This window comes from Enterococcus sp. DIV0187 (genome assembly GCF_051713785.1).
Classification (GTDB): domain Bacteria; phylum Bacillota; class Bacilli; order Lactobacillales; family Enterococcaceae; genus Enterococcus_A; species Enterococcus_A avium.
Map to the genome: position 1 here is coordinate 541,897 of NZ_JBIOQO010000001.1, position 14,129 is coordinate 556,025.

12 protein-coding genes are annotated in these 14,129 nt (G+C 35.7%); 8 read left to right on the forward strand and 4 right to left on the reverse strand.

Going from position 1 to position 14,129, the window contains the following annotated elements:
• Positions 1 to 12: 12 nt before the first annotated feature.
• From IGI52_RS02710 to IGI52_RS02720, 3 genes are all read left to right on the forward strand, one after another.
• Positions 13 to 1,173, forward strand: a complete 1,161-nt coding sequence (locus IGI52_RS02710; RefSeq protein ID WP_438780400.1) for a glycerate kinase family protein — start codon at positions 13 to 15, stop codon at positions 1,171 to 1,173.
• 123 nt (positions 1,174 to 1,296) lie between these two features.
• Positions 1,297 to 2,556 carry a hypothetical protein gene (locus IGI52_RS02715; protein ID WP_438780401.1) on the forward strand — a complete coding sequence of 420 codons (1,260 nt, stop codon included), beginning with the start codon at positions 1,297 to 1,299 and terminating at the stop codon, positions 2,554 to 2,556.
• Between the two features lie 112 nt (positions 2,557 to 2,668).
• The gene (locus IGI52_RS02720) at positions 2,669 to 4,102 is read left to right on the forward strand and encodes a PTS transporter subunit EIIC (RefSeq protein WP_438780402.1); all 1,434 of its coding nucleotides are present in this window, start codon (positions 2,669 to 2,671) and stop codon (positions 4,100 to 4,102) included.
• 171 nt (positions 4,103 to 4,273) lie between these two features.
• Here IGI52_RS02720 and IGI52_RS02725 read toward each other — a convergent pair whose 3' ends face one another.
• The 4 genes from IGI52_RS02725 to IGI52_RS02740 form a co-directional block, all read right to left on the reverse strand.
• Positions 4,274 to 5,104, reverse strand: coding sequence for a transposase (locus IGI52_RS02725; RefSeq protein ID WP_438780403.1), 831 nt, complete (start codon positions 5,102 to 5,104; stop codon positions 4,274 to 4,276).
• 2 nt (positions 5,105 to 5,106) lie between these two features.
• Positions 5,107 to 5,613 (reverse strand): ISL3 family transposase, encoded by a 507-nt coding sequence (locus IGI52_RS02730; protein WP_438780404.1) that lies wholly within the window; start codon positions 5,611 to 5,613, stop codon positions 5,107 to 5,109.
• Positions 5,580 to 6,017 carry a transposase family protein gene (locus tag IGI52_RS02735; RefSeq protein ID WP_438780405.1) on the reverse strand — a complete coding sequence of 146 codons (438 nt, stop codon included), beginning with the start codon at positions 6,015 to 6,017 and terminating at the stop codon, positions 5,580 to 5,582. Before IGI52_RS02735 ends, IGI52_RS02730 begins: the two co-directional genes overlap by 34 nt.
• 909 nt (positions 6,018 to 6,926) lie before the next feature.
• Complete coding sequence (locus IGI52_RS02740; RefSeq protein WP_438780406.1) at positions 6,927 to 7,745, reverse strand: IS6 family transposase; 819 nt, start codon at positions 7,743 to 7,745, stop codon at positions 6,927 to 6,929.
• 775 nt (positions 7,746 to 8,520) lie between these two features.
• Here IGI52_RS02740 and IGI52_RS02745 point away from each other — a divergent pair.
• The 5 genes from IGI52_RS02745 to IGI52_RS02765 all read left to right on the forward strand — a co-directional run bounded on the left by IGI52_RS02745 (position 8,521) and on the right by IGI52_RS02765 (position 14,125).
• Positions 8,521 to 9,540: an AraC family transcriptional regulator gene (locus IGI52_RS02745; protein WP_438780407.1), complete on the forward strand. Its 1,020-nt coding sequence runs from the start codon at positions 8,521 to 8,523 to the stop codon at positions 9,538 to 9,540.
• A gap of 258 nt (positions 9,541 to 9,798) precedes the next feature.
• Positions 9,799 to 10,722: a L(+)-tartrate dehydratase subunit alpha gene (gene ttdA, locus IGI52_RS02750; RefSeq protein ID WP_438780408.1), complete on the forward strand. Its 924-nt coding sequence runs from the start codon at positions 9,799 to 9,801 to the stop codon at positions 10,720 to 10,722.
• On the forward strand, positions 10,719 to 11,330 hold the full coding sequence (gene ttdB, locus IGI52_RS02755; RefSeq protein ID WP_438780409.1) for a L(+)-tartrate dehydratase subunit beta: 612 nt from the start codon (positions 10,719 to 10,721) through the stop codon (positions 11,328 to 11,330). The genes ttdA and ttdB overlap by 4 nt, the downstream gene beginning before the upstream one ends.
• Before the next feature lie 56 nt (positions 11,331 to 11,386).
• Positions 11,387 to 12,655, forward strand: coding sequence for an SLC13 family permease (locus IGI52_RS02760; protein ID WP_438780410.1), 1,269 nt, complete (start codon positions 11,387 to 11,389; stop codon positions 12,653 to 12,655).
• A 72-nt stretch (positions 12,656 to 12,727) separates the two neighbouring features.
• Positions 12,728 to 14,125: a pyruvate carboxylase subunit B gene (locus IGI52_RS02765; RefSeq protein WP_438780411.1), complete on the forward strand. Its 1,398-nt coding sequence runs from the start codon at positions 12,728 to 12,730 to the stop codon at positions 14,123 to 14,125.
• The last annotated feature ends 4 nt before the right edge of the window (positions 14,126 to 14,129 follow it).

The window sequence follows — 14,129 nt, forward strand, 5'->3', positions numbered from 1 at the left end:
GTAGGTGATTTAGTGAATATTAGTAATATTTTGATAGCTTTAGATTCATTTAAAGGGAGTGGAAGTAGTAAAGAACTTGGCTCATATACAAAACAAGGTGTTCTTGAAATTTTACCTAATGCTAATATAAAAGTTATAGAAATCGCTGATGGTGGCGAAGGCACTTTGGATGCTATTATGAGTAAAAAAAAAGGTGATACTATTGAATTGAATGCTCATGATCTTTTTGGTGAACTTATTCCTGCTCGATTTGGATTGCTAGATGGTGAGATTGCAATTATTGAAGCAGCCCAAACCATAGGTCTTACGCTGAGAAAAGCGAATAAAGTATGTGCTCTAAAAGGATCTAGTTTTGGAGTTGGTGAGCAGATTATCCAGGCTTTAGATTATGGTGCAAAACATATATTTATTGGGCTTGGAGGAACTGCAACTAATGATGGTGGAATGGGAATGGCGAGAGCGTTAGGCGTAGAATTCTTTGATAAATTAGGAAATCCTGTCGAGGAAGGACTAGTAGGATTAAAAGATATTGCGAAGATCGATTTGGAAAAATTAGATCCTCGGATTAAAAATACTACATTCACGATTCTATCAGATGTAGAAAATCCTTTAGTTGGTAAAACAGGAGCAATTTATTTTTTTGGAGAACAGAAAGGTTTAGATATCAATCAATTGGACAAATATGATGAATGGATGTCAAGTTATGGAGGAATTTTAGAAATTGAATTTTCCTTTAATAAAAAAGAATCAATTGGAGCTGGAGCAGCTGGAGGACTAGGAGCTGCATTACAAACATTTTGTCAAGCTCAGCATAAGAATGGTATCGAAGAGATATTAAAATTAATAGATTTTGAAGAAAATGTAAAGCAAGCTGACCTAATTTTTACTGGGGAAGGTCGAATGGATGAGCAATCACTGTTTGGAAAGGCTCCGGTTGGAATTGGAAGAATTGCAAAAAAATACAATAAGCCAGTGATTGCATTAGTAGGAGGGAAAAATGGAAAGTTAGATAGTATTTATAACCAGGGAATATCTTGTGTCCTTCCAATAGTAACGCAACCGATGACTTTAGAAAAAGCAATTGAAAATACTAAAGCAGGTGTCATCGAGACAACAAAGACAGTTTTAAGATGTATTGATATTGGTTTTTTAATGGAGAAAAGTAATAGTTGATAATTACAATTACATGTGAAACTGATATTGATGAAATTTGAAATTGCGGAAAACGCTCGCAAAAAACTCGTAGTGATTATTATAATATTATACGTAGGACGTACTATGTAAAAAGGAGGAAATATGAAAACTAAATTAAAGATTAGGAATACGGATTTTTATATTAATGACGAAATTACGTACAGTGAAATTCATGATTGCAACTATAAAGGATTATTACTTAATGCAAGATTTGTCCAAGGTGTTTTTGATGATAAAGCTAATCCTGATTTTTATAATAGATTTGGAAAAAAATTTGATCCAGATACTAACGTAGAAGAACTAATTGAATCCTTAGATGAATGGTATGAATCTGGATTGCGAGCATTTACTCTTGGAATTCAGGGTGGGGGACCTTGTTTTAGTTTTAATGATACCCAATTAAGTAAAATGAGAAACAACCCTTTTTCTTCGGATGGTAAAACTATTGATATGGAGTACTTGAAGAGATTGAAAAGAGTCTTAAATTCAGCTGATGAAAAAGGAATGGTTGTAATTTTGAGTCTTTTCTATGCTTTTCAATCAAATTATTTATCTGATGATAATTCAGTTTTGGAAGCAACAAAAACTATCTGTACATGGCTTAGAGAACAAGAATACAAAAATATAATTATTGAAATTGCTAATGAGCATGATATTAAGGGCTATAATCAAAAAATATTTACTCAAGAACATGGAATAGTTCGATTGATTGAAGCAGCACAAGAAGCTTCTGGTGGGATGTATGTAGGTTGTAGTGGTACAGGGGGCTATTTTTCTGAAATTATCGCAGAAGCTTCGGATGTAGTAATTATTCATGGAAATGGCACGTCTAGAAATCGTTTGTATAACTTATTAAAATTAGCTAAGAATTCTCAGCCTAGAAAACCGATTTTAATAAATGAAGATTCTCAAGCGTTAAGTCAATTACCTGTGTGTTTGAGAGAACATGTTTCTTGGGGCTATTACAATAATATGACTAAACAAGAGCCTCCAATTAATTGGGGAATCACTAAAGGAGAAGACCAATTTTTTGCATTGAGAATGAAGGAAGCTCTAACTGGTGAAATGTTAACATTACCTATTGAAGATCAATTTTATTTACAGGGATTAGAGAGAAATAATCATATTGGGAATAAAAGATTTATCAGATTAGCTAGTTTGTATCCTGAAAAAATAAACTACGTAGAATTTTATAGAGATGACGTTTTGGTTGAACGTGCTTATGATGATCCTTTTATGATTAATTTTCATAATAATTGGAGACAAAAACCAGTCTTTGATGTTAAAGCAGGGGAAAACTGGAAAGCAAAAGTATATTTATCAGATGGAACACAACTGATTAAAGAAGTTACAGTAGAATAATTAGTTGATAATCTTATTTTAGTGAGTTATTTGTGAATAAAGTACTAATAAATAAAATATATAGAAAGGTAAAAAGTGCAAAAAAAATAAAAGGTGAGGAAGGTATCTTGATATGAAGTACGAAAAACAAATTAACAGTATTATGAAAAATCTAGGTTCTGAGGACAATATTATCTCTCTTGTACACTGTGTAACTAGATTACGTTTTACAGTAAAAAACAAAGATGCAGTTAATGTGAAAAATCTTGAAAACGTTAATGGGGTTCTTAAGGTTATTGAGGTAGGCAGTCAGATTCAAGTAGTTATTGGAACACAAGTTAAAGAAGTATTTAAAGAAGTTAAAGAATTATATCCTAATATAATTAAGAGTGATGAAATGGTTGCCGAGATCGATGATGAATCAGAAAAAAAGAAAAAAAATATTATTTCAGTTCTATTGGATACGATTTCAAGTATTTTTACTCCGTTTTTAGGGCTCATTAGTGGTGCTGGTATTTTAAAAGGGTTGTTGGCAGTTTGTATTAATGCAGGGTGGCTTATTTCTGATTCAGGAACGTATCAGATTTTGAATGCAGCAGCAGATGGTGTGTTTAAGTTCTTACCTGTGATTTTAGCATTTACAGCAGCTGAAAAATTTAAAACAGATAAGTTTGTTGCAGTTGGAGTTGCTTTAGCATTAGTATACCCTAATATGATAGAAGCATATACCAATGGAGATGCGTTATCATTTGTAGGAATTCCTGTGACATTAGTAAGCTACACTTCAACAGTAATTCCAATTATTTTAACAGTTTATGTATTATCAAAACTTGAGAAATTTTTAGAGAAAATTGTTCCTTCAATGATAAAAATATTTTTAATTCCTCTTTTATGTTTAGCGATATTGGTACCAGCTGCATTTTTAGTAATTGGGCCAGTTTCAGATTTGGTTGGTAATTCATTAGCATCTGGATATCAAATTTTAGTGGGTATTAATCCAATAATTGCGGGATGGGTTTTAGGAACAGTATGGCCATTTCTAATTATTTTAGGTGTTCACTGGGCATTTTTCCCAATTGTGTTTATGAATCTTGAAAAATATGGTCGAGATACATTCTTTACGATCGCAGGTCCTAATAATTTTGCTCAAGCAGGAGCAGCGTTTGGTGTATTTATGAAGACTAAAAATAAAGGTGTTAAGCAAATTGCTGGATCAGCATCTGTATCTGCTTTGATTGCTGGTATTACTGAACCAGCATTATATGGTATTAATCTAAAATATAAACGACCTTTCTTCATAGGAGTATTCTTTACTGGTATAGCAAGTGCTATAGTAGCATGGTCAGGCGCCGGAACTACTACTTATATTGGTACAAACTTACTTACACTTCCAGCCAGAATTGGAGTAGGTTTTGGTGGATTCTTGTTTGCTTGTGCCCTTGCATTCTTCGGAACTGCCATCACCACATATTTCTTTGGATTTAATGATGGAATGGTTAAGACTGAAGAGTTTGAAGAAATTGAAGAAATTGAAGAAGTTCAGGGAAGCGTAGTGGAATCAAACTAATTCTAAATATAATATTTCTTGAGAGGTTGTGACAAATACCTATGGCGGTTCCCGCCGCCAAACAGAATGAAAAAGAATCGACCTACAGATTATTTCCTGTCATACTAAAACTGACAGGAAATGATCTGTAGGTCGATTACTTAGTAAGCGCCGAACCGGTTCTTTCCAATTTCATGGAATTCGACGATTTTCCAATGATAAAATTTTTTTTCGTAATAAATTGAAACTGCACCGTCCATACATCTGTTTCTTTATGGTCTTTATCTTATTTACGCTACCTTCGGCTAAACCATTGTTATATTTATGAGTAATCACATATTTGACTGCTGGGAAATCATTTAAGAGACTACCCACAAACTTTAATAGAGAGACATCATCAAAATTTTCTTTTACAGAAGACATCCAGCTTTTAAAAGACTCTAGGTCTTGTTTTTTAAAACAATGACGAAATTTCCAAACTAATTCATAGAGTTGTTTGTATTTTGGATGCTGATTAAAAACTAATTCCAATAACTCACTATCAATGACGGGAACTTTCTCAATCGGTAAATAGAATAGTTTAATTAACCATTTTCGTTCCAATATTTCAATGGATTTCCCTTGATACTCTTCTTTAAAATGTTTATGAAGACGACGTTGCCGGGACATATATCCTCGAATAGCATCTACTGTTCCGGTATATCCTTTTTCAGAAATAATTTGAAAAATCTCTGAGTATGTTTTTCTTTCTTTACGAAGCGCAAGCACTTCTTTGCGATATTTTTCTAATTTACCAGGACGATCGATCCCATATTGTCCGTTGAGAGAAGAAGCATCTTTTCCTAAATATCTTACAATTGTTTGAGGCGTGTATCCTGTAATATCAGTTATTTCGGAAAGGGCAACTCCTTTTTTGGCAAGGGCTCTCACTTCATCAATTTGTTGTTGTTTTTCTTCCATTAGCTCATTATGATGTCGTTCCCAAAATATTGCTTTATCTTCCGGAATTTCCTCCTCCTTCATTTTTATATACTTGGAAATAGTTTTAGGTCGAAGCCTGTTTTCATTCGAATTTCTTGCTGTGTCATACCGTCGGTATGCAGCCGTTTTACATAAATAATTTTATCTCTTCGTGAAGCATATAGAAGAAGATCTTCAAATTTTTCATTGGAAATCTCGATTGGAATCCTTGGCGGGAAAGAGTGTCGCATGAATGTTTGAGCGAGTTCACAAAGACGAGCAACCAAATGAAATCTATCGGTGACTTGTATTGCATGAGGGAATGCTTTCTTAATCGCTGCAGAGTATGTACGAGAACCATCACGTGACACCAGCTCAACACATTTGAAGTTTTTAAGCCATTCGATCACATCCTCTTTTTCGCGAGATTCCAGCAGGTCAACAATTTTCCCAGTTTTGATATCTACCATAATTGTGCCATAACGTTGGCGTTTCTTCAGAGCGAAATCATCAATGCATATTTCAGCTACATCATAATCTACGTGAATTTTTTTTGCCCAAGATAATTGCATAGACTACTCTTTCTTACTATGATTCCCATTTCTTCAAGGTCTTTAGTCATACCTACAGAACTCCGATTTTCTGCAAAATCAACAATTAGTTTCATCAATCGTGTTGTTTTTCGTGCATTTCGTTCCCTAAAAGGGAACGTCTCAGAAAATGTTTTTTTAGAACAGTCAGGATTTTGACATTTGAATCTTCGTATAAGTAAATTTAAATAGACTGTCTTACTTTGAATCGGTAGATCTTGAATTTTAGTAGTATAAGAATCATGAATATTGATGGATTTGCAGTGACACGTGGGGCACTTTGCAGAGGTAGAAATGGAAGAAACATCAAAGGTGATTTTCTCTTTTGTTATTTGACAATCGTCAACATGTAAATTAACGTCCAATGATAAAAGTAATTCTTCCAAAGGAATACTTTTATCATGTAAGAGTAGCTACCACCAATCAAATTATACTACACTTAGTATATCGAATCCATGAATTTGAAAGAACCGTCAATATGACGCTTACCTAGTGGTGGGAAGTATTTATAGAATAACTGACAGCCTATGGCTTTGTGTCTTATATCACGCATTACTAAATGCTTTTACGCAATCGTTGATATTTGCTAATTTTCAGGAGCCTATCTTTATTACAGTATTAAACGTAGTCATCTCTAGTTTAATGGTGAAAGAAACTTCTTAAAAAGTGAGACATGTGATTACGGGTTAATAGTTAGCAGGAAGATACCACATCATGAAAAACTTCCGTATAGACATTTGAAAGGACTTTGATAAAATGCAGATTGAGAATCTTTGCAATACTAGTGAGGAAGTATGAAGAAGCAGACCAGTAATCAAAGAGACGAAAAACAAGAATAAAGTGATTTATGTTAAAGCTATCAGATTACTCAGATAGATAATCTGATAAAAATTGCTAGAAAAAATTATTCGGTTAGTTTTCAGAGGCGCTCTTAAGAAATATCTAGTAAAATAATATAATATGTATTTCGATACACTTTTGTGTTAAATTAACTGTGAATGATTTGATTAATATTTCACAATCAGGCAATTCAAAAGAATCTATGAAAAACAAGCTCAGATAAACTGGGTACGATCGAAAGTAGTCCTTGTTTGCCGAATAGCACCTGACTATCTTTCAAAATGGCTTGTGAGGTGGACAAGGGCGCCTAGTTGAACGAAAGAAATGCATGATAAAGCTCACCCTCGGCCAGCCAGTGTAAGCCATTTTTACAGATGGTCAAGCGTGCGCTTCGTCTATTCTAATTGGGCAACTCGTTACTGAAAGTATTAGGCAGCCTGCTTCTCTTTGATGAATTATTCTGAGAGCTGTAACAGCTTGATCCACTTCTGCGACATATCATCGCAGGAATTCAGATCCGGCAAAATGACTGGTACTCTGCCTTTTTCTAAGCTAGAATGTGGACGCAAGAAATTGAAAAACGTCATAAATAAGGTTACATAAGCCAGCGGACCTGCTTCAGAGTTAAAGCCGCCAAGTGGTTTGTAGGTTGCTTTAAACGTACGATTCAGTTGCTCAATGAGTTGTTTTAACGGTCGGTATTCCTTTGATACGGCATCTTTGTTGGTCAATCCGATGACTTGAATGACTTCAAAATCAATCTTATTTTGAGCATAAAAAGCTTCTGCCAATTTGTAGATCGGGTTGTCATCAACGATTAGTTTTAAGTCGTCTGGAACATGTTCAAATCGACGCACCACATCGTGGATCGTTTGGATGGCAGTTTGTGTATCTCGCTGACGATTGTATCGATGAGAGAGAATAATCTTCTTTTCAGCATCAAAGAAGAAGTAAATGTAGTGCCACTTGCTTTGAACACGAATATAGGTCTCATATCCGCAAAATTGATCAGATAATTCGTACGGATAATAGTCCGTCATCGGGCGCACGAGGTGCGCGACAGAGCGGGCGTAGTTCCGAATCGTTTGTCCAGAAATCTTCAGTTGGTGGATGTTATACAGTAATGCGGCAGTCTTTTCACCCGACAGACCGTAGTTGACGTGATAGGTCAAAATGAGGCCTAAAACATGCGGCGAATAGTCGATATTTTTCAGTTGGACGGGTGATTTGTAATTTGGCGTATCTTTGTTCTGCCAGAGAAAGTTCAAAATCACGGTAGATATAATGCATTTTAAAAAGTGTTTTGTTTTTCTTGAAGGCTTTCCGTTCTTTCTTGGATAATCCTTTCAGCCGCTTTCGATAGTACGGACACTCTGTGTTTCGGCATTTGTGAATACTAATCCCTTTGCGCTGTTTGGTCTTGATCAGAGTATTGTTACAACGGGGCATTTGAGTGTGATTTCTTTTAGAAACCGATTCTTATGATTAAACAAGGCCGAACAGACTTTACAACGATATTGGTTGTCATCCGCCTGACCGTTATTAAGATACAGAAAATCGGATGGGGTTTTGCAACGGGGACAATACCCGGTAGGATCAACTGTCTTTGAGGTTGTGTGTCGTTGGACAGGTTTCAATAGCTTGCCAGTTAAAATCCGATGTTCTTCCAGAAGTTTTTTATAGTCAACTTTTTCCGATTCGATTACTTTTGGGAGTTCATCGACAGTTAGTTTTGATAGTTTAAATTCGCGATATCCGTGGTTTTTGGTGCTTTCGAGTTCGAAAAAATCGAACTCAGTTGAAGCATAAGAGCCAAAATAATTTTTTGTTGGGTATTGATAATTTCAATCAAATCTGAATATAATGAAGATGACATTTGTACTTTCCTTTCACTGTTTGTGGGGTGTTGCTTGTCAACTTCATTCTACCAAACAGAAGGGGGATAAGTGTCTTTTTGTATCTAAAGATTGAACAATCAAGGTTGGGAAGACCTTTACCAACGAAATATTTTAATAGATTTTGAATTACGCACAATCAGGAGGTGACTGAATGGAAGTCCGAAAAAAGTATGAATTTAAAAATATAGATATTTCTTATGATCAATTGATTTATAAAGTTGGAAGTTATCACTACAATTGGCATTACGAAATCGAATTATTGTGGCTATTAACGGGTGAAATTGAAGTGAATGTTGAGGGGAATACCTTTGGTTTAGAAGAAGGAGACCTATTAATTATTAATTCTAATTGCGGACACGCCACTTTTGCTTCCGTTCCAAATAGTATAGCAATGCGGTTATATATATCGCCAGATTTTTTTTCATCACAAGGGTTAGACTTATCCAAAGGACGCTTTGAACTGAACGCTACAAAAGAAAGAAAGAATCCTTTATTCGATCATTTACGACAAGATCTGGCTAAATTACAACTTCTTTCTGAAAGTAATTCTACAAACGAATTAAGCCATAACGTACTAATTTTTAGTATTGCTGAAAAAATGACTAAGTTCTTTCTATCGAACACAAGTAAGAAAAGCACGTATACTGTTGGACAAAAGAAAGAATTTTTGGATTTCGCAATTCAATATATTGAAGATAATTTTAAATCGGATATCACACTTGAGTTACTTGCCCATCATTGCAATTACTCAACTCCTTATTTATCTAAAATGTTTAAATCAGAATTAGGTATAAATTTTTATGAGTATCTTACAAGATGTCGATTACAGCACTCCATTAGATCATTGGCGACTACTGAAAAAAAAATTGCCACTATCGCTCTCGAAAACGGCTTTAGTGATGTTAAAGCTTTAAACAAAATGTTTAAAAAACATTTTGGAACTACTCCTTCTGAGTATAGAAAACAAATTAGTCCTCATATTCAAGAGATTGATAAAACATTCAAGTCTGATTTAAATTTCGAAGAAAAAGATTTGATTGAAGAAAAACTTCTATCTTATCGTGAGTTTGCTTCCCAAAATGGTCAAAATCCGTGTGATATTTGTACAAGTAGAGAATACGAGCACAAATATAATAATTTGGTGGATAACATAAGAGGCATAATTCAATAAAAAAGGAAATTAATTTTTTCTATGTAAGGGAATCGCAAAAATGTGGTTACCCTTTTTTTAATATACTTACGTTTTGAAAGCGCAAACAAAACCTTATATATATCGTTTTTCTAATGTCTTATTTTATCTTTTCATTTGATGAATGTCTCAATGATCGTGGAAGAGAAGGTTAACTAGTATTCTTTGATTCGTTAATTAATGGATAGATAATCAATTTTTTTGAGGTCATAATAAAGAAAAAACTAGGAGGTATTAGGAATGCTTAAATATGCTTATGAAGCAAAGACGTTGTCTTCTGAAGCTCAAAAAATGCGAGATATTCTTGTTGAATATATTGCAGTCGTGGGGAGAAGACTTCCTGATGACGTAACAAAAAAATTGGACGAACTTTCAAAAATTGAAGTAGATCCATTACAACAATTGGTTTACGATACGATGAAAGAAAATCAAATGTTAGCAGAGGAATTAAATCGTCCTAGTTGCCAAGATACTGGGGCACTTCAATTCTTCATCAAAGTTGGATCGAAATTTCCACTACTTAGTGAACTGAAAGATATCTTAAAAGAAGCTGTTTATCTTGCAACGAAAAAGGCACCATTGAGACACAATGCTGTTCAAACATTTGATGAGTATAATACTGGATTAAATATCGGTACTGGATTACCAACTGTATTTACTGAAATTGATGGAGACAGTGATGATATAGAAATGTATGTGTATATGGCAGGTGGTGGCTGTAGCTTACCTGGCGCCGCAAAAGTTTTGATGCCGGGTGAAGGATATGAAGGTGTCGTCCGCTTTGTGATGGATCAAATGACTAGTTATGGAATCAATGCATGTCCTCCACTTTTAGTAGGGATTGGTATTGGAACTTCTGTGGAAACAGCATCCATGAACTCTAAACTTGCTTTGATGAGAGAAGTTGACAGCGTGAGCCCGAACGAAAATGCAGCGATGATGGAACGTTTGCTTGAGGAAGGGATTGACAATATCGGCTTAGGACCACAAGGTTTTGGAGGAAAAAAATCTGTTATGGGCGTCAACATTATCAATACTGGCCGCCACCCGTCTGTCATTGGTGTAGCTGTAAATGTGGGGTGCTGGTCGCATCGTCGTGGGAAAATCAATTTTGATCGTAATTTAAACTACGAATTACCATTACATGAAGGAGTAGAATTATGAAAGAATACCATTTAAAAACACCTATCAGTGCTGAGGATATTGAAAATATTAGAATTGGAGATATCGTTTATTTAGAAGGAACGTTGGTTACTTGCCGAGATGTTGCTCATCGACGAGTGGTTGAAGAAGGACGACCGTTACCGGTTGATGTCAAAGATAAAGCGATTCTACATGCTGGTCCAATTGTTAAAGATCATGGAAACAACGAATACGAAATGATTTCTGTAGGTCCTACAACGAGTATGCGTATGGAAAAATTTGAAGAGGAGTTCATCAAAGAGACTGGTGTTCGTTTAATCGTAGGAAAAGGCGGAATGGGACCTGGAACTGTAAAAGGTTGCAAAGAGAACAAGGCTCTACATTTAGTTTATCCAGCAGGAAATGCTGTCTATGCTGCTGAAAAAGTTGAGAGAATTGTCGATGCTCAGTGGAAAGATTTAGGAATGCCAGAAACATTGTGGGTAAACGAAGTAAAGAATTACGGTCCATTGATTGTTTCAATTGATACGGAAGGTTCCAATCTTTTTGAGAACAACAAGGTAGAATTCAACAGACGCAAAGAGGAAGAGATCGAACGAATCAGTAAACAAGTTGGGTTTATTAAATAGGGTTTGGAAGTCACATTGTTGACTTCAAATGAAATGAAGGAAAAGAGGGTAAGGATATGAGTCCTGCTATTATTACACTTTTGTTTTTATTATTTGCGATTGTGATGTTTGTAACAGAAAAAATTCCTTTGGCACTAACATCTATGATCGTTTGTATTGGGTTGATTTTGACTAAAGTACTGGATCCAAAAGAAGCTTTCAATGGATTTGTAAATACGAATGTTATTTTGTTTGTGGCAATGTTTGTAGTTGGCGGTGCACTTTTTGAAACAGGTATGGCCAACAAAATTGGCGCTGTAGTATCTAAATTTGCAAAATCCGAGAGACAATTAATTGTGGCTATCATGGTTATCACTGGTACAATGTCTGGTTTTCTTTCCAATACCGGAACCGCGGCTGTTTTAATTCCTGTAGTTATTGGTATTGCTTCTAAATCTGGTTTTTCAAGGGGACGTTTGTTGATGCCTCTAGCTTTTGCAGCTGCAATGGGTGGAAACTTATCCTTAATTGGTGCGCCAGGGAACTTAATTGCTCAATCTGCTCTGCAAGAGATGGGCATGAGTTTCGGATTTTTCGAATTTGGTTATGTAGGATTGCCAATTTTGATTATTGGTATCATCTTCTTTAGCGTAGTTGGGTATCGATTTTTGCCAAATGAAACAAGCATAGATGATGATGGAGCTTTTTCTGATGATGTTGATTATTCGCACATTCCAAAATGGAAGCAAATGTTGTCTCTAGTTATTTTGATAATGACTATTCTTGGTATGATTTTTGAAAATCAAACAGGTATTCCGTTATATGTTGCTGGCTGTGTAGGAGCGATTCTTTTAGTATTATGTCGTGTTATTACTGAAAAACAGGCATATAAAGCAATTGATATGCAAACGATTTTCCTTTTTGGTGGGACTTTGGCTTTGGCAAACGCCTTAGAGGTAACTGGTGCAGGGGAGCTGATTGCAGATGCGGTGATCGGATTGTTGGGTCAGAATGCTTCTCCATTCGCATTACTGACAGCTATCTTCTTGCTATCTGCAGTGTTGACAAACTTCATGTCAAATACTGCAACGACTGCGTTATTAGTTCCAATCAGTTTGTCTATTGCGACAGGAATGGGTGCTGATCCAAGAGCTGTATTGATGGCAACAGTTATCGGTGGTTCTTGTGCTTATGCTACACCAATCGGAATGCCTGCAAATACGATGGTTCTTTCTCCAGGTGGCTTCAAGTTCATGGATTATGTGAAAGCGGGACTGCCTTTGATCGTCGTGTCAACAATAGTAAGTCTAATTCTATTGCCGATCCTGTTCCCGTTTTATCCGTAAGAAGTTTTTTTGTTAGCCTCCTTTATCTGAAAATAAGGGAGGCTATATCTTTAAAAAAGAAAGGACTCAAAAATGAAAATCGAGATTACTGACACAATTTTGCGAGATGCACATCAAAGTTTAATGGCTACTCGTATGTCAATGGAAGACATGGAACCAGTGTTACCATTGTTAGATGAAATAGGTTATTCCTCTCTTGAGTGTTGGGGCGGAGCAACTTTTGACTCTTGTATACGTTACTTAAATGAAAATCCATGGGATCGTTTAAGAAAAATAAAACATTTAGTGCCTAACACACCTTTGCAAATGCTTGTAAGAGGACAGAATCTGCTGGGGTATCGACATTATGGCGATGATGTAGTTGAGAAATTTATAAAGCTTTCAGCGGAGAATGGGATTGATATTTTTCGAATTTTTGATGCATTGAATGACACAAGAAATCTGCAAACGGCGTTGAAAGCTGTAAAGAAAACAGGAAAAGAAGCTCAACTAGCTATTGCTTACACAATCAGTGATATTCATACCCTAGATTATTACGAATCCTTGGGAAAAGAATTAGCTGAAATGGGTGCTGATTCTATTTGTGTGAAAGATATGGCAGGAATCTTAACACCAAATAAATGTCGTAAATTAGTCAAACGTCTGAAAGAAGTAACCAATTTACCGATAATTGTTCATACACATTGTACAAGCGGAATCGCTCATCTAACCTATCAGGCTGCCATTGAGTCAGGTGCAGACCGTATTGATACAGCTCTTTCTCCGTTTAGCGAGGGAACGAGCCAACCAGCGACTGAGTCAATGGTACTAAGTTTGAAAGAAGACGCCTATGATGTATCTATTGATGTAGAAAAGATGGAAGAGGCGGCAAACTATTTTAGAGATATCAAAGATAAATATCTTGCAAACGGACTACTTGACCCAAAAATGTTGACCCCCGATCCAAGAGCACTCTTATATCAAGTGCCTGGTGGAATGCTTTCTAATATGTACTCTCAGTTGAAACAGGCTGACGCAACAGATCGTTATGAGGAAGTATTGAAGGAAGTGCCAAAAGTACGAGCCGATTTGGGCTTTCCACCTTTAGTTACCCCGTTAAGTCAGATGGTTGGTACCCAAGCAGCAATGAATGTATTGACAGGCGAGAGATATAAAATGGTTTCCAACGAGGTAAAATCTTATCTTTTAGGTGAATATGGCAAATCACCCGTTGCAATTGATGAAGCTTTCATTACATCGATAGTAAGGCAAAAAGAGCGAATTACAGATCGTCCAGCCAATCATCTTCAACCAGAATTTGAAGCATTGAAACAGGAGATTGGGGAACTTGCAAAGAATGATGAAGAAGTATTGATTTACGCGCTTTTCCCACAAGTAGGAAAAAAATTTTTAGAAGGATCAAAATCTTCAGAAGTAAATGTAAAGGATTCGAAGCAACTGATTAAAATATTTGCTTATACAAGGAGCTGATCAA